Source organism: Candidatus Paraluminiphilus aquimaris (assembly GCF_026230195.1).
Classification (GTDB): Bacteria; Pseudomonadota; Gammaproteobacteria; order Pseudomonadales; family Halieaceae; genus Luminiphilus; species Luminiphilus aquimaris.
Genome location: NZ_CP036501.1, coordinates 2047104 through 2063950, shown reverse-complemented (window position 1 = coordinate 2063950; position 16847 = coordinate 2047104). Strand labels below are relative to the sequence as shown.

The 16847-nt window shown below is 52.2% G+C and carries 17 protein-coding genes; 9 read left to right on the top strand and 8 right to left on the bottom strand.

Annotation, left to right across the window (positions count from 1 at the left end):
- Positions 1–248 precede the first annotated feature (248 nt).
- Positions 249–3503, top strand: coding sequence for a VPS10 domain-containing protein (locus E0F26_RS09475; RefSeq protein WP_279241416.1), 3255 nt, complete (start codon positions 249–251; stop codon positions 3501–3503).
- A 10-nt stretch (positions 3504–3513) separates the two neighbouring features.
- Here E0F26_RS09475 and E0F26_RS09470 read toward each other — a convergent pair whose 3' ends face one another.
- From E0F26_RS09470 to E0F26_RS09460, 3 genes are all read right to left on the bottom strand, one after another.
- Positions 3514–5523, bottom strand: coding sequence for a TonB-dependent receptor (locus E0F26_RS09470; protein ID WP_279241415.1), 2010 nt, complete (start codon positions 5521–5523; stop codon positions 3514–3516).
- Between the two features lie 113 nt (positions 5524–5636).
- The gene (locus E0F26_RS09465) at positions 5637–6164 is read right to left on the bottom strand and encodes a hypothetical protein (RefSeq protein WP_279241414.1); all 528 of its coding nucleotides are present in this window, start codon (positions 6162–6164) and stop codon (positions 5637–5639) included.
- A 107-nt stretch (positions 6165–6271) separates the two neighbouring features.
- Positions 6272–6406: a hypothetical protein gene (locus E0F26_RS09460; RefSeq protein ID WP_279241413.1), complete on the bottom strand. Its 135-nt coding sequence runs from the start codon at positions 6404–6406 to the stop codon at positions 6272–6274.
- Positions 6407–6615: 209 nt separating this feature from the next.
- Between E0F26_RS09460 and E0F26_RS09455 the strand changes: the two genes are divergently transcribed.
- Positions 6616–7413, top strand: a complete 798-nt coding sequence (locus E0F26_RS09455; protein ID WP_279241412.1) for an enoyl-CoA hydratase/isomerase family protein — start codon at positions 6616–6618, stop codon at positions 7411–7413.
- 8 nt (positions 7414–7421) lie between these two features.
- On the opposite strand, the gene E0F26_RS09450 is transcribed toward E0F26_RS09455, so the two are convergent.
- A complete protein-coding gene (locus E0F26_RS09450; RefSeq protein WP_279241411.1) occupies positions 7422–8015 on the bottom strand; it encodes a DUF938 domain-containing protein in 594 nt (197 codons plus the stop codon).
- Positions 8016–8199: 184 nt separating this feature from the next.
- Positions 8200–8901 (bottom strand): VOC family protein, encoded by a 702-nt coding sequence (locus tag E0F26_RS09445; RefSeq protein WP_279241410.1) that lies wholly within the window; start codon positions 8899–8901, stop codon positions 8200–8202.
- A gap of 154 nt (positions 8902–9055) precedes the next feature.
- On the opposite strand from E0F26_RS09445, the gene E0F26_RS09440 reads away from it, so the two are divergent.
- Both E0F26_RS09440 and E0F26_RS09435 read left to right on the top strand, forming a co-directional pair.
- Positions 9056–10030 (top strand): serine/threonine protein kinase, encoded by a 975-nt coding sequence (locus E0F26_RS09440; protein WP_279241409.1) that lies wholly within the window; start codon positions 9056–9058, stop codon positions 10028–10030.
- Between the two features lie 489 nt (positions 10031–10519).
- Positions 10520–10783, top strand: coding sequence for a hypothetical protein (locus tag E0F26_RS09435; protein ID WP_279241408.1), 264 nt, complete (start codon positions 10520–10522; stop codon positions 10781–10783).
- 103 nt (positions 10784–10886) lie between these two features.
- Here the strand turns inward: E0F26_RS09435 and E0F26_RS09430 are convergent, their stop codons facing one another.
- The 3 genes from E0F26_RS09430 to E0F26_RS09420 all read right to left on the bottom strand — a co-directional run bounded on the left by E0F26_RS09430 (position 10887) and on the right by E0F26_RS09420 (position 12195).
- Positions 10887–11381 (bottom strand): cytochrome b/b6 domain-containing protein, encoded by a 495-nt coding sequence (locus E0F26_RS09430; protein ID WP_279241407.1) that lies wholly within the window; start codon positions 11379–11381, stop codon positions 10887–10889.
- Between the two features lie 8 nt (positions 11382–11389).
- Positions 11390–11671: a PepSY domain-containing protein gene (locus E0F26_RS09425; protein ID WP_279241406.1), complete on the bottom strand. Its 282-nt coding sequence runs from the start codon at positions 11669–11671 to the stop codon at positions 11390–11392.
- Positions 11672–11745: 74 nt separating this feature from the next.
- A complete protein-coding gene (locus E0F26_RS09420) occupies positions 11746–12195 on the bottom strand; it encodes an Lrp/AsnC family transcriptional regulator (RefSeq protein ID WP_279241405.1) in 450 nt (149 codons plus the stop codon).
- A 148-nt stretch (positions 12196–12343) separates the two neighbouring features.
- Between E0F26_RS09420 and cysG the strand changes: the two genes are divergently transcribed.
- The 5 genes from cysG to E0F26_RS09395 are packed head-to-tail and all read left to right on the top strand — an operon-like array spanning position 12344 to position 16804.
- Entirely contained in the window at positions 12344–13747 is a 1404-nt protein-coding gene (gene cysG, locus E0F26_RS09415) for a siroheme synthase CysG (protein WP_279241404.1), read from the top strand.
- Entirely contained in the window at positions 13734–14045 is a 312-nt protein-coding gene (locus E0F26_RS09410) for a DUF2849 domain-containing protein (RefSeq protein WP_279241403.1), read from the top strand. Before cysG ends, E0F26_RS09410 begins: the two co-directional genes overlap by 14 nt.
- Entirely contained in the window at positions 14045–15697 is a 1653-nt protein-coding gene (locus tag E0F26_RS09405; RefSeq protein ID WP_279241402.1) for a nitrite/sulfite reductase, read from the top strand. The genes E0F26_RS09410 and E0F26_RS09405 overlap by 1 nt, the downstream gene beginning before the upstream one ends.
- A complete protein-coding gene (locus E0F26_RS09400) occupies positions 15675–16439 on the top strand; it encodes a phosphoadenylyl-sulfate reductase (protein ID WP_279241401.1) in 765 nt (254 codons plus the stop codon). Before E0F26_RS09405 ends, E0F26_RS09400 begins: the two co-directional genes overlap by 23 nt.
- Positions 16436–16804 (top strand): DUF934 domain-containing protein, encoded by a 369-nt coding sequence (locus E0F26_RS09395; protein WP_279241400.1) that lies wholly within the window; start codon positions 16436–16438, stop codon positions 16802–16804. The genes E0F26_RS09400 and E0F26_RS09395 overlap by 4 nt, the downstream gene beginning before the upstream one ends.
- Positions 16805–16847: the final 43 nt, after the last annotated feature.

Below are 16847 nucleotides of genomic sequence, written 5' to 3'. Positions count from 1 at the left end.
CGCAAAATTTCTGAGCGCGCGCCTTAATGCATTTGTCTGATTGTCACGATTAAAGTACGCCCCGCGACTTCTGTGGCCTTCTACCGCAGGTAGGCGATTTCGACGCTCTGTGCTCAGGTCTTTGCCTCGTATGACCGATCTGATAGGGCAATGTGTGGCGAAAAACAGAGATGCGGCTCGCCCAGGGAGTGCCAGTCGCTGTGAAGGAGTGCTAACCTCACGAATTCAAAATAAGTAGGAGCACACTCATGATTCGGGCGCTTTATTTGACGTTTGTTGCAGCCTTAGTAATGCCTCTCTCAGCACTCGCTGACAAAGACAGTTCAATGGACTTCAGTGGTCTAAAGTGGCGCAACATTGGCCCCGCTTTTATGTCTGGCAGGATTTCAGATATTGACTGGGATCCTAAGGACTCCAGTGTTTGGTACGTAGCGGTGGGTTCAGGCGGCGTTTGGAAGACCAAAAACGCTGGGGTGTCGTGGTCGCCCATTTTTGATGCTGAGAGTTCCTATTCCATTGGTAACGTGACGGTGGATCCGTCTAATCCCAATACGGTGTGGGTGGGCACCGGTGAAGATGTCGGAGGTCGTCACGTAGGCTTTGGTGATGGCATCTACCGCTCCGATGACGGCGGCTCAACGTGGACCAATATGGGCTTAACTGAGTCGCAACATATCTCGACCATTCTCGTGCATCCACAGAACTCAGATATTGTCTGGGCGGCAGTACAAGGTCCGCTGTGGACGCCCGGCGGCGAGAGAGGGCTTTATAAGACGGATGATGGCGGGCAGTCATGGCGCAACGTCTTAAGCGCAGGCGAGTGGACGGGCGTTACCGACGTGGTCATTGATCCTGCGAATCCAGATGTTTTGTACGCTGCCACTTGGCAGCATCACCGAACGGTCGCCGCGTATATGGGCGGTGGTCCCGAGAGCGGCATTCATAAGTCAACCGACGGTGGAGAGACGTGGCAGCGTCTCAAAACAGGTCTTCCCACAGGAAATATGGGAAAGATCGGTCTTACAATCTCGCCACAAGATTCTGACGTAGTCTATGCCGCTATCGAGCTTAATCGGCGGGAAGGCGGTGTTTGGCGCTCAGATGACCGGGGTGCTAGCTGGTCCAAAGGTGCGGATGCGGTGGGGGGCGGAACGGGTCCTCACTATTATCAAGAGATTTTTGCTAGTCCGCATCACTTCGATTGGTTGTATCTCGTGGGCCCGACCGTTCAGAAATCAACGGACGGCGGCAAGACATTCTCGTACATGGAGCACCCCAATCAGCACGGTGATATGCATGCGATTGTGTTTGACCCGGCCGATCCCGATTACATCATGATGGGCACTGATGGGGGGGTTTATGAAAGTTTCGATCTCGGTGCGACGTGGCGTTACATGGAGAATTTACCGATAACGCAATATTACAAACTGGCGTTAGACGACGCGGAACCTTTTTACAATATTTACGGCGGTACCCAGGACAACAACACCCAGGGTGGGCCCTCGCGAACAGACAACGTAAGCGGCATTCGTACGGCGGACTGGTTCGTCTTATTAGGTGGAGACGGACATCAGCCAGCCACTGAGCCGGGCAACCCCGATATCGTCTACGCGCAATCGCAGCAGGGAAATCTGACGCGCATCGATCGACAAACAGGTGAGTCGGTTTACATCCAGCCACAGGCAGCGCCGGGTGAGCCTGCTGAGCGCTACAACTGGGACGCACCCATCCTCGTCAGTCCCCACAAAGCAACGCGTCTTTACTTTGCGTCTCAACGGGTTTGGAAGTCTGAGGATCGCGGGGACAGTTGGACGGCGATTTCCGGAGACTTAACCCGTGATGAAGAACGATTTGCAATGCCCATTATGGGCGATACGCAGAGCTGGGACTCACCTTGGGACATGTATGCCATGTCTAACTACAACTCCATTACCTCGTTGGCAGAGTCGCCACTTGTTGCTGGATTACTGTATGTGGGTACTGACGATGGGCAGGTCCATATTTCTCAGGACGACGGCGCAAGCTGGCGAAGTATCAAGGTCGGTGCAATGCCCGGCGTTCCCGATACAGCCTTTGTTAACGATATAAGGGCCGATCTGCACGATGCCGACACGGTGTATTTGGCGTTAGACAACCACAAGTACGGTGATTTCAAGCCCTACCTTTTGGTCAGTAAAAATCGTGGTCGTAGCTGGAAGATGATTACGGATGGCATCCCAGACAAACATTTAGTCTGGAGGCTTGTGCAAGATCATGAACGCGCGTCACTCATGTTTGCGGCTACTGAGTTTGGGGTTTACCTCACGCTTAACGCGGGCGATTCGTGGCATAAGTTATCCGGGGGGATGCCCACCATTTCCGTGCGCGATATTCAAATACAGCGACGCGAGAATGATCTCGTTGCGGCAAGCTTTGGTCGCGGATTCTTTGTATTGGATGACTACACTGCACTGAGGTCAATGGACGAAGATACCTTTGCCGATACGGCAGTGCTTTTTGAGCCGCGTACAGCGCACTGGTATTTCCAAAAACGACCATTGGGTTACAGACCAAAGGGTTCGCAGGGTGATTCGCTTTATGTGGCTGAGAATCCCCCCTTTGGTGCTGTTTTCACTTATTACCTCGCCGATAGCTTTAAGACGCAAAAACAAAGCCGCCAAGCTGCGGAAAAGGAGGCAAAGAAAGCAGGTAAGTCAGTGACGTTTCCGGGTTGGGATGCGGTTACCGATGAGACACGAGAGGCAAAGCCTAAGGTGGAGTTGGTGGTCTCTGATGAGCAGGGCACTGTGTTGCGGCGTGTCGCGGCGAGTAATAGCAAGGGCATAAACCGCGTTGCATGGGATTTACGACGGTCCTACCTTGGCCCCGTGCAGACCGGCAAGAATTGGCGCGGCGATTCGCCGACTGGCTTTATGGTTGTACCGGGTACTTACAAAGCTGAGTTGGTGGTAACCCAAGGCGGGCAGCAGCGAAGCCTTGCCGAGCCCGTAAGTTTCAATGTCGAGCAATTGCGAGAAGGATCACTTCAGGGTGCCTCACTTGCGCAAATGGAGGCGTTCAATAACGAGCTCAGCGAGTTGTACGGTCAGTCTCAGGCGGCTCGCTACGCGATAAAGGCCGCGCGAAAAGAGATCGCTGACCTTGGAACAATGGTCTCACGTATGCGGGCACCCGTTCCCGATGTACATGCCAAGCTTACCGCGATGACGACGGCGCTTCATGAAATCGAGGAGACGGTATTTGGAAACAGCGTGCAGGATGACATTGGCGGCTACGCGCCCACGAGCGTTTCAACTTGGCTCGGTCACGCGCTCCGGGGTGTGTCGAATTCGAGTTACGGGCCAACGCCAAGCCATCGACAGAGCGTGGCGTATGCGCGAGAAGCGTTTGCACCCGCTAAAGAGCGTCTGAATGCGCTTGTTGAAACAGAAATTCCTGCCCTCAGGGCAACACTGCGCCAAGCGGGCGCCCCTTGGACAATTGGGGAGTCGATAGCGCCCTAAATCGGGCGGCTCAGGGGCGCCAATCGATGTTGATATTGATTGCGCGCCCCATTTCAAAAGGCGCATTATCCGATGCGCTTGTGCGGTAGTTGCGGTTGAGACTGTTGGCGACAGAGGCTTGCGCACGCCATTGATGAGAAATATTCCAGGTGGCGGATACCCCCAGAATGACGGCACTGGAGATAGGTGCTTCTCCGGGCCCTGTGTTTCGTCTTGAAAAACGGTATCTCAGGTCCATTCCTAGTGAATAATCTGAAAGTTGCCGAGTCACGGCGTAACGCAGAGTAGGAGGAGGCAAATCAGCAATGAATTCACCCAACGCTGATTCGCCCTCATACCATTGCCATGAGAAGGTTTGGTCGCTTTTGTCACCGCGCCGCGTTATCTGTCCGTCGACACCACGAATATCGCCGCTACTGAGGTTTCGGTACGATTCAAGGCCTGGCGCCACCGAGACACGTTCTATGTAGTTATCGACTTGATTGGCAGAGGCCGTCATCTCAAACGTTGTGTCACTTCCCTCGTAAACAAGCGTGACCTGCGCACCGACTGTTTCTTCGCTTAGAAGTTCTTCATTGCCTGTTAAGCGCCCGCGTGGGGTTTCACCCTCAAAGTAGAGCTCACTCAGCGTTGGTAGGCGGTAACCGGAGCCTAGTTCAGCCCTCAGCGCGAAGTCAGGTGTGAGTTGAAAGTCGGCTTTTATCTGAAGGTTTAAATCTGAGCGGGCTCTGGATGATGATGCGACTTTGGCCTCGGCCCTATCGGCTCTAAGGCCTGCCTGAAGCGCAAGCCCATCCAGATACCATGTTCGCTCCCAAAATAGTCCAGTGCTCCACTCGCTGCCTCCTGCAACGAGCGTAGATGATGTCGTACTCTCTCCGGGGCGCACACTTTGCTCTACGATATCGACATTGTAACGGCGAGTCGCGTCAAGTCCGTAACGCTCCGAATAATGGCTTGCGCGCTTTGAGTGGGACACTAAGCCTCCGACTGTGGTGCTCGAATACAAACTCGTGTTTTGGCGGTCATTTGGGCGTTGAGTGCGTGAGGACCAGTCTTGATGGTGCCCGTAGGCTTGGAAAAACCATTGATTGGGTGTCGTTATGCGAACGTTGACTAGCCTGTGATCGTCATGGGGATAGTCAGTGACGCGGCTAGTGGGAAATAAGGCCGTGCTTTTTCCTATATCGCGCCCATTACTGATTAACGCCTCGGTTGTGACTGTGGCTTGTCCAAGGTCACCCTCGTCACTTGCGTAAACCATTGATTGTTCATAACCGTTATTTAACGTTGTCTCGTTGCCCGACTTGGACGAATTGGCCGACCGAAAACTACCCACCAATGCCGTAGTCTCGCTGACAGGCGTTTTGAGGAGGATATCGTGCGCATTACCCATCGACGACACACCGACACGAAGCGATGTTTCGTTGGGTCGCGCGAGCGAAACATTCATCACACCGCCCATTGCACCAGAGCCATATAAGCTCGAGGCGGGGCCCATATTGACCCGGATAGTATCGATAAGACCCGGCGCCAAAAATGAAAGGGAATTACCAGCTCTGCGATCAGTAAGAATTGGCACGCCGGATATTTCAGTGCGAATTCGCCAGCGACTAAAACCGCGCAGGCTGTAGCTTTGAAAAAGACCACCCTGACCGTTCATTGATACCCCCGGAATAGCCTCGGCAAGTGAAGCGGGGGAGTGGGATGAAGTAATTTGTTCGTCCTCAGAGATACTTCGGACTTCAGTGCCAGTAAGCAAAGAGCTGAGACGCGGGTCGGCCTTGCCACTGACGAGGATTTCCTCAAGAACGCCCGTATTTGCATGCGTACTCGCTGAAAAAGCGCCTAAGCTCAGCACGACACCAAGCACTAAGAGCATGGGGTGCATTCGGCGCAATTGGGTGTTCTTTGCGGTCAGCATTTCCGATGAAGAGCCACCACAGGCTTTTGACACGGGCAGTGCTATCGAGCTTGCTTCTGCTGTCCGGTTAATTGGTGGCTTTGTGGCGATCATCATGGGTAGTGGTAGCGATTAGGCGCTGTAAATAAGAGGCGCGCATCTTACCCTTTTTTGATCTCTCATGACCGCGTTTCGTCAATCGGCAGATCGATTGACGCCCTACATCGCGTTTATTGCACAATCACCTTTGAAAGGACGTACTTGCCGGTCGATTGGACGCCCGCTTCTCCCATGGGTCGACCTAAGGCCATGGGGACATTCCCAACATAGAGATCGTAGGTGCCCGGCTTTATAGGTACGAAGCTCATCGAAGCGGATCCAATTTCATCGCACTCAATCGCATTAAAGCTAAGCCCTTGAAGGTGGATTTCGATATCGCCTACAGCCACGAGCCTTAAATGGGCGTTGTTTAAAAGCTTGGGCATTTCTATACGCCATCCGCTCAAATCGCCTCGCACATCAGGGCAGTCGAACGTTAGCCGGTAGTAACGTCCAGCATTAAGCTTAAGCGTGGAGGGAGTCACAAGAGGCGCGCCTTGCTCAGATGTTGTGATCGTCATTTTCATAGGCTGGGGAGGGTACTGAGCAAGATTACCCAAGCTCTGTGCGGCCACCTGTGCTGTCGAAAATGCGCCAAGTAGGGCAGAGGTTAGGCTGACAAGAAGCGATAGTTTCAAAGCTGATGATCGATTGCGCATAGAGAAGCTGCCTCAAGCGTTGTGTTGTTGGTGCAACAAGATCGTCGTCAGAAAGGGACATTCAGCGTTGATGACGATGCACTTGTGTTGCGTTCAGTCCGTCTGAATCATTCGCCAGAGCGTCGCTCGCCTTGTCGTCTCTCGCCCTTACGCCGGTCCGGAGACTCTCTGGGTGTCTCACGTCGATCGCCCTTACGGCGCTCCTCCTGGCGTCGGTCCTCGCCTTTACGTCGTTCTTCCACTGTACCCCCTTTTTTGTATGGCTGAAGTTATCAGTCTGTATATTTCCTACATTGTCGACATTACCAGAAAAATATCCGCGCGCTACGGTACCGTTTAATAGCTGTGACCCATACCTCACAGGTTGACGGGGTTTAATTCAGTAAGGTCATTGCCATTGATGAACACAGGAACCACACTGCTTTATGGAGAACATCAGGGAAGACCTTTTATGAATAGCTACAAAACTATTGACGTTGATGTGCGCGGATCAGTCCATTGGTTAACACTTAATCGCCCTGATAGCCTCAATGCAATAAATACGCAGATGGCAACTGAGCTTCGCGATTATTTCGGTAATCTCTTTCAGGATAGGAGCTGCCGCGTTGTCGTCATGCGAGGGGCCGGGCGCGCGTTTTGTGCGGGCCTCGATATAAAAGATCATGAAGGTCTGAGAGACGCTCCCTTTGGGGGCGGGTTTGGCTTCCAAGGGCATCTTGCGGACGTCTACATTCGGATGAGACGCTGCCCTCAGCCCATTGTATCTTGCATACAAGGTGCGGCGAGCGGCGGCGGCTTCGCATTTGCATTGGCTACCGATATCAAAATAGCCGGGGAGAGCCTCAAAATGAATTCGGCCTTCATCAAATTAGGGCTTTCCTCATGTGACATGGGGGTAAGCTACTTTTTGCCGCGCTTAGTCGGCGTAAGTGTTGCGTCAGAGATGATGATGACGGGGCGTTTTGTGACGGCACAGCGAGCGCTCGCCACGGGCTTGGTGAGTGAGGTGGTTGCGGATGAGGACCTTGAGAAAACGGCTCAGGGCTATGTGGATGATCTCTTGGCAGCCTCTCCCATGGGGCTTCGAATGACCAAGGAAGGACTCAACATGGCGATCGACGCGGCAAGTCTGGAAGCGGCCATGGCGATTGAAAATCGCAACCAAATAATGTGCTCGGGTACAGAGGACTTCAAAGAGGGTATGCAAGCGTTTATTGAGAAGCGAAAGCCCGTCTACAGGGATTTATGACGCTGTATTTATGTGCGCTGGTAAATCAAGCACTGGTTATTTGCGGGCATAGCATGGTCGTTGACCAAGTTGAGTTTAGCCGCTGCCGCAAGTTCTGTTACCCACTCATAGCTTCTGACACCACTGTTGGGGTCTCGACTTTTTAGCCAAAAATCGAAGTCTTGGTTGGATTGAGTGGTGAACTGCCCGTCATAGGTAAAGGGGCCATACAGGATCATGTATCCGTTTTGTGAGAGTGCACTACCAGCCCAGCGAATAAGATTTTCACTCAGAGATTTGCTGACAATATGCATTACGTTTGCAGCATAGACGCAATCCACCTCAATTTTTTCTAATGACGACAGGCTCTCAAGATTGAATTCCCAGGGTGGGGAGAGGTTAGGTGTCCCGTAGGTCTCTATATTTTTAGTCAAGAGGGGTAGAACGCTCGCGCAATCGCTGGGCTGCCAACCTATGGTGGGTAAAGATGCCGCCATGTAGATAGCGTGTTGTCCCGAACCACTTCCAATCTCAAATACGCGATCAGCGTCTCTGAGGTAGTTTGAGAGCACTGAAAGAATGGGCGACTTGTTCTTGTCTGCCGCGGGTGAATAACCTTGCATCTATGACCTACTTAAAAATAGTTGGATTAGCAATGAGTATGAGGAAACTTGTTTGCGACTCGGGTGCTCGTTCGTTTTGCGTTCTCGGAATCGAATTTTTTGTGACGTTAAGCAATCATTAGGCTCACTTATCTTTGGGGCCTGCTCGGTTTTCATGGGACAGACGAGCAAAGCATCAAGTAGGTTAGTTGATCAATCTTATGTCTGCGTTGTACTTACTGCCGAGGGGTATTTCCTTGGCCAAACCGGTCGTTGTAATACCAATACTAAATTTGCTCCGGCTGGAAGCAACGCTTGTCCGAATTATGGCGTTTTCAGGTCTAACGCTGAGTTCAGAGCGCGTAATGAGCTCTGTGATTCCCTGTGAGCCATTAGCGTGGTGTCGAGACGGGCCATCAGGAATGCGGTAGTTGAGTGGTGTGTCATCTTCAATAAAAAACGGCTGCATCAAGTCGACTGCGCCGGCCAATCGCCACGAAACATGAATGCCGTCGGGACGATGTCGTTTGAACGCAGTAACGGGGGTTAGGGCGCCCAGTGTCTCGGGGGGAGTACTTGCAAATGCCTCCAGTGAGACTACCCGCAAACAGATATCGGTGAAGCCTTGCGATCCGCTGAACCAACTCAACAGCCGGGTATTCAGATTCCGGTTTTTTGGCCTCAGCACCTTCAATAGGCCCAACTGTCCCAGAAGTCTCAAAAGGAGGCGCTTTTTACGAGACTGCAATGCGATTAATTCTATGTATGTCTCATTAGAGAAAGCGATCAATGCGTTGTGTGTAGGACCATTCACCCCACCGGGCGTGACGGTAAACCCGTGTTGTGAAAACGTGTCCACGGCATCCTCAAGATCATCCACGAACAAAACCACATGATCGAGCAACATAAATTGCGTCCTAGGGCTTCTTCTTAGCAGAGCGCAACGATAGCGCTATCGCAGTCTTATGTCTTCCCTGGGGCAACGCGGGCCTCTCAGTTGAGGTAGACTGCGCGGGTAGATCATCCCTCCACTTCAGTCTGATTACGGGGCTTATTCTTTTATGAAACACCCCTACGACGCGTTAACTCCGGATTGTGTCATTGACTGTATTGAAAGTACGGGGCTGATTAGCGACTTACGGCTTCTGGCTTTAAACAGCTACGAGAACCGGGTTTACCAAGTGGGAATCGAGAATCAAGCGCCCGTCATTGCTAAGTTCTACCGCGAGGGGCGCTGGAGCGATGATCAGATTCTTGAAGAGCACGCCTTTTCTCAGGAATTGGTCGATCACGAGATTTCGTTTGTAGCGCCGCTTAAAATCAACGACCAAACGCTTCATCATGCTTATGGTCAACGCTTTAGTGTCTTCGAGCGCAGAGGTGGGCATCCGCCTGAACTAGATAACCTTGACCACTTGTACCGGTTGGGCCAAACGCTGGGTCGCATCCACCGGATTGGCGCTGCAAGCGACTTTAAATATCGACGTGATATCAGTGCTGAGCGCATGGCCACCGCTTCACGACACTTTGTCCAGGATGCCTTTGTGCCTCTGGAGCTCAGGACCGCCTATACCACGTTAGCTGCCGATTGCGATGCACTGGCGAGCGAGATATTGGCCAGTATGGGAGAGGGCGATAAGCAACGTATTCACGGTGACTGCCACACCGGGAATATTCTCTGGCGAGATGACACGGCTCATTTTGTCGACCTCGACGACTGCGTGATGGGGCCGGCTATTCAGGATGTGTGGATGTTTCTCAGCGGCGAGCGACATCAGCAAGAACGGCAACTTAGTGAGTTCGTTGAGGGTTATGAAGAGTTCCACGACTTTGACACACGTCAGTTGGGTTGGATCGAGGCTCTGAGGACGCTGAGAATCATGCATCATGCGAGATGGTTGGCTGAGCGCTGGACCGACCCTGCATTCCCCAAAGCCTTCCCTTGGTTTGGGCAGGGCAGATTTTGGTCTGATCACATACTTGAGTTGCGTGAGCAATTGGGGGCTATGAATGATGAGCCCCTGCGTCTTTTGTAGGTTAGTGCCTGACTCTAGACCCAGACTAGGCGTCGCAAGCGCTAAGAGCTCGGAGCGAAAGGGCGTTAAAAAGGGCGTTAAAAAAGGGCGTTAAAGACGGAGGGTAGGTCGTCGGTATGCACCGAAGATTATGCCAATCAGCTCAGTGAGAGGGCGCTTAGAACACGCATCGCTTCGGGTTGGTGAACCGCCGGTCCAAACTTGAGCGAGTTCACAGTTATCCGCTCTCTTGCTTGTGTACGAAATTTCACCCCTTAGTCTAAGGGTGTCTTTCTTACATCTGAGAGCATTGTTATGGATGTAGCCACCTTGTTGTTTTTTAGCGGCATGGCGCTCACTTTGTTTCTCGTTTGGCTCTGTGTCTGGGCGCGTGGCGCTAATTGAGTGATTTCATCGCACTGGCTGTCTGCCGATCTCGGTTTTCAGCGTGTGCTCTTCCGTCAAATGCGGCACACTTAAGCCGGTTATATCCAAGCGCACGCGAGTTTTATGTTTTACATAACGACTGACTTTTTTGTGGTTTTGGTTTTCTTGGCCCTTGCGGCCTGGATTGCGGTCGGTGTGTTTTCTTCGCGACTCGAATCAGAAGTGGTGTGCCCAAACTGTGATACGCAGGGGCTTCCTGAGATGACACGGCGCGGTCTGAAGGATGTCGCTGTGTGCCAGAACTGTGGCTTTGCGTTAGGTGGCGTGCCCGTTGCACTTAATGGCAGTTACGGTGAGTCGGCAGACGATGTGTCCCCCGACACCTAGCGAAAACGTTCTAGGTAGTACCGGACCTATGTCGTCCCGAAACTCGGACTGCATTGCCCGGTGTTAAACGCAGCGCGTTTGGTCTCTCGGGGGTGTGAGTTACTTAGGTTTTTCTAAACCACATACGCCGAATGATGGGCATTTTCAGTACCCACTGCATCCACATGATTGCCGCTACATGCAACGATGCCAGGGTTAGCAATGCGTTAGCGAGGAGTTCATGAACTTCTGCGGGCCAATCTTCGCCCCAGAAGGCGTCGAGGTCGTGCATCCAGCCAGTAATTCCCAATCCAGCGACGAGGGTCATTACCAGAACGAGTTGATAGCCGCCCGCTGCGGTGTGGGTATCAGGCAACTCATGTGCCGTGGCCAACCCGGTGAGCTCTCGCCAGAGGGTGCGCGGGCCTCTAAGAAAGGATGTAAACCGCGCGCTCGTGGGGCCAAACACCCCCCAAAGAATACGACAGACGATCAGTGCACAGAGCCCGTAACCAAGCCACTCGTGAAGTTGATCACCGTCCTCGAGGAAAAAATAGTTGGCCACAATCCCTGTGGCCAGAGACCAGTGAAACACTTTTATGAAGTGGTCCCAAGACATTGTTTAAGTTACTTTTTCTTAACAATGTCACCTGTTTTTGCATCGAAATATACTTCGATTTTCTGCTCTTTACCGTTCTCATCGGTTTCCCAACCGTAGATCTCGTAACACTCGTCGTCGACTTTAAATTTTGCGATTGAAAAGCCGTATTCGTTAACAATGCGCTTTTGAAGATCGAGTACGTTCATCCACTCACTCTTTGGGTGTTCAGTGCAGTCAGCACCTGCAAATACGACGGATGGCAGTGCTGCAAGTGCTGCGAAGAATACGGTTTTAACTTTGAAATTCATTATGCGGGTCCTTATCTGGATTTGAGAATCATTCTCATTATGCTATTGCGGCGGGCCACAGTCTACCCCAATTTTTAGATCGGCAATGCGGTGGTGTACTTCAATTCTTCCATGCTGAGTAAAGCGGTAACGTTGAAAACCTTTACGTCCGCAATGAGGCCTTGATAAAACTGATCGTAGGCGCGTGGGCTGGAGACTCGAACCTTGAGTAGATAGTCAATTTCGCCTGCAAGTCGGTGCGCCTCAACCACCTCATTGCGCGCTCTAAGTGCATCGAGAAATTGAGACTGCCAGGTCGAATCGTGCTCGCTTGTTTTTACCAGAACAAAAAAACAGGTATCTAAACCTACGGCTTGCGGGCTAACGATGGCCACTTGGTGGGATATGACTCCTGATTCTCTGAGGCGTTTTATTCGATTCCAAATAGGTGTTTTAGAGGCACCAATACGTATTGCAATGTCGTCTAAAGAGAGGGTGGCGTCCTCCTGTAGGAGCTTGAGGATGGCCTTGTCGGTTGAGTCCATGGTGGCGTATTCCTTAAATGGCGCAAATAAAGGATAAGTTTCCAATATTATCATCCATGCAAGAATTTTTTCCTTATTTTTTGGTTATAAGGACATGCCAAAGGAATTTACTCCTAACATCGCGCCTCAAATTTAATGTGGCAATCGTATGGATTTCTTACCGATTTTCGTGGCAACAAAAGATCGTAAGGTCGTTGTTGTTGGCGACGGGCAGATGGCTGACGCTAAATGCCGCGGCGTGTTGAAGACGGCCGCAAGCGTAACCGTTTACACAGACAGTCCCAGTGATGAGGCGCTCGCGTGGGCCGAGCAGGGTCGTATCGCGTTGCGTTGTGGTCTGCCAATTGCGAGTGACTTTGAGTTTGTGACGCTGTTTTACGCGGCCCATGAGAGTGACGCGGTTAATGATGAGCTTGCGTTATTGGCACGAGACGCGGGGGCCATTGTGAATGTTTTGGATCGTACCGACGCATGTGACTTTATTACACCGGCAATAGTTGATCGTGATCCTGTCGTTGTAGCAATCGGCACTGAGGGCTCTGCTCCTGTCCTGGCTCGGCAGATAAAGGCCGATGTGGAAGCCATGCTTCCAGCTGACCTAGGGCGTTTAGCGAGGCTTGCTAATTCTTTTCGCGCGAAGGTCCGCGCGCTGCCGGAAGGGTTGGCACGTCGTAATTTTTGGAAGGACTTCTTTTCCCCCACACGTCTTAGTAGCGGTACAAGTGATAAGACCCTAAGGCTGGACTTGGAAACGCTCTTAGCCCGACACATGGGTGCGGAGCACGAGATGGGATCCGTGGCCTTTGTCGGCGCGGGGCCGGGTGACCCTGATCTGCTGACGCTCAAGGCGCGACGATTACTTCACGAAGCTGAGGTCGTTATCCACGACCGGTTGGTCAGTCGCGGAGTTCTTGAGCTGGCGAGACGGGAAGCGAAGTTCATCGATGTGGGTAAAAAGGGCTTTGGCGAACAGGTGACGCAAGCGGTCATTAATGAGCATTTGGTTCGTGAGTCTCAGGCCGGTTCCAAAGTCGTCCGCTTAAAAGGTGGCGATCCTTCGGTTTTCGGACGTTTAGACGAGGAGCTGTCGGCGCTCGCAGATGCAGGTATCGCCTGTAGCGTTGTTCCGGGCATCACCTCCGCGGCGGCGGGTGCCGCAAGCCTCAAGCAGTCGCTCACCCGACGAGACCGTAACTCAAGTATTACTCTGATGACTGCGCATGACGCTAAAGGCTATGCGGAGCATGATTGGCGACAGTTAGTTCGCTCCGGGCAGGCCCTCGCGATTTACATGGGTCGAAAGTCTGCCAGCTTCTTACAAGCCCGACTACTTATGGCGGGCGCGGACAACGATCTCGTCATTACCTGTGTGGAAAATATCTCTCGCCCTGAGGAGCGCAGATTTACATCGACACTTACCCAGTTCGCCCAGCGTCTAGATGACGACAACTGGAACGGTCCTCTTATTATTTTTGTAGGTATTGGCAAGGAGCAGGTATCTCACGCTGCCAATGCAACCTCACTAAAGGAGCTTTCACATGTCTCGTATTAAGGCCCCTGTGGTCATTACAGCAAACGATTTGTTGTCAGGAGAGGTTGTTTACCTCGATGCATCACACCGCTGGTCGGTCGAACTGAGCGCAGCGAAAGTATTTGAGGTGGTGGAAGATGCCACGATTGAGCTTGATGCGATGGCGAAAGAAGCCGATGTTGTCGGCGCGTACTTAGCTGAAGTATTGGTGGGTGCGTCGATTTCGCCGCGACATTACAGGGAGGGGTTTAGACAAAGAGGGCCGAGCAACTATTTCCATGGAAAGCAAACGGTCAAAGGTGCAGAGGTTGCGGCCTGATGTATACCTATCAGGAGTTTGATCGTGCGTTCGTGCGCGACCGGGTAGGGCAGTACCGAGATCAGGTAAGACGCCGACTGGACGGGGCATTAACTGAGGATGAGTTTAAACCTCTAAGGCTCATGAACGGTGTTTATCTGCAGCTTCATGCCTATATGTTGCGAGTTGCCATCCCTTACGGGACGCTTTCAAGTCAGCAGATGCGCCAACTGGCCTACATCGCAGATAAATGGGATAAGGGTTACGGCCACTTTACGACCCGTCAAAATATCCAATTCAATTGGCCACGTTTGATCGATACGCCCGACATTCTCGACGCGCTCGCGGATGTCGATATGCATGCGATTCAGACCAGCGGAAATACAATTCGCAACGTCACGACAGATCAGTTTGCAGGGGCGGCGATTGACGAGATTGCTGATCCTCGGCCTTATGCAGAGCTCATTCGGCAGTGGTCTACAGACCATCCTGAGTTTCAGTTTTTACCGCGTAAATTTAAAATTGCCATTACAGGTGCTCTCGAGGATCGTGCTGTCGTTCGCGCTCACGATATCGGTTTGCAGCTTGTCGAACACGAGGGGCGTATTGCGTTTAAGGTGTTTGTTGGCGGTGGACTAGGTCGGACACCGGTTATTGGTCAGGAGCTCACTGACCGGCTGCCAGCCGAGGACCTTTTGCCTTACTTAGAAGCAGTTCTGTCTATTTACAACCTCGCTGGGCGCCGAGATAACAAGTACAAAGCGCGGATAAAGATTACGGTTGGTGCGATGGGGATTGACGCTTTTCGTGCCAAGGTTGACGAGGCATTCCAGCGGCTTCGGGCGGAGTTTAGTGGTCAAGATCTCGCTGTGCTAGGCGACATTCAAAAGGGCTTTATGCCCCCGGAATATGTTGAGAAGTCGAAAGACCGGTATTTCGACGCGCTCGATGGTGACAGCTGTTTTAGGGAGTGGGTTGAACGAAACGTTTTTGCCCATAAACACCCTAGTTACGCGAGCGTTACCATTAGTTTGAAAGGGCACGGTGACACCCCGGGCGATGCCACCTCAGCGCAGATGCGTGCAATCGCCGATGTCGCAGAGCGCTTGGCACATGACGAGCTGAGAATTAGTCACGAGCAAAATATCGTCTTACCTCATGTCGCGCAGGCCGACTTGCCGGCGGTCTATCAGGCCCTTAAGTCAATAGGACTCGCCACCGCAAACATTGGTCTTGTCTCCGACATCATTGCGTGTCCCGGCATGGACTATTGTGCGTTGGCTACGGCTCGGTCTATCCCGATAGCGCAGGATATTGCCGTCCGGTACGAAAGCCGAGAACAAGAGATCGGCCCTATGCAGATTAAGATTTCCGGTTGCATCAATGCGTGTGGACACCATCATGTCGGCCATATAGGCATTCTTGGGCTCGATAAGGCGGGCGTTGAGAACTATCAGATCACGCTTGGTGGGAGTGCGGGAAATGATGCTTCGATTGGAGAGAAGATGGGGCGTGGCTTTAATGTCGATGAATTAATGCCAGCCCTAGATAGACTGATTGACGCTTATTTGATGCATCGATTGAGTACCGAAGAAACCTTTGCTCAGGCGATTAAAAGACTGGGAACGCGACCGTTTCAGGAGGCACTCTATGTCGTCGATCAAGCCGCCTAGTCAAGTAGAGCTGACGCGACTCAAATCTATCGCAGAAAGACTCTCAATGGCATGGAGCAATTTGTCTGTAAGCGAAATGCTCCAAGAGATAGTGGTTGATAATCGTTTCGTGAGGAACCCGGCGGTGGTCTCGAGCTTTGGCGCTGATAGTGCGGTGCTTTTGCATATGATCAGCCAGATTCAGCCTGAGGCGCAGGTCGTATTTCTTGATACGGGCTTTCACTTTAAAGAAACCATTCGTTATCGAAATCATTTGATTAGTACTTTCGGGCTAAAAAACGTTCGCACCGCGTCCGTCGACCCGCTCGCCATAAAACGAAGGGATCCGACGCGCCGTCTTCACCTAAGCCAGCCTGATCAGTGTTGTCAGCTTAGGAAAGTGTCAGTGCTTGATCGGCACCTACGGATGAACGATGCGTGGGTCTCCGGTCAACGCAGAGCGCAGTCTGCCACACGCTCTGCGGTTGCTTTGGTTGAGGTTGACGAGGCTCGCGGAAAGTTAAAGTTTAATCCATTGGCGAACTTTGGTGACAGCGAGATTGCTGCCTACAAGATCACGCACCGATTACCAGAGCATCCCCTAGTGACAAAAGGATACCCGTCGATTGGTTGTGAGCCTTGCACAACGGCAGTGCAAGTAGGGGAGGACCCGCGATCAGGGCGCTGGCGGGGGAAAGAGAAATTGGAGTGCGGTTTACATAATCGCTCCAACATCATTGCGAGCTCGGAGCATGTTGCATGAGTATTGTTATAAACAAGGAAGGGCGTTTCGATAACAGTGAAGCTCTGGATTTTATTGATATTGATTCGGCTATTGATGTGAGCCAACTCGACGACCTACTCGATGCCTCGGGTGTGCGAATTATTTTTGAAAGCTGCGGCGACGGACGCTTTCTAACGTTGGGCCGTCAGCTCAGACTGCGGGGCTACGCCGGCCACATTCGGGTAGTGGGAAGTTTGTTGCCCGATCAGTTCCCTATGGCTTTAAAGCTCGGGATCGACTCAGCCGAGATTACGGAGGCTCATGGGGCCCGCTGTACTGAAGATCAGTGGATTGCCCAGGCGGCGCGAACGCAAGGGAATTATCAAAGTCGCTTGGCGGGTTAAAACCCCGAAATGTCTGATGACAAAGGAGGCGAAGTCTGTATAC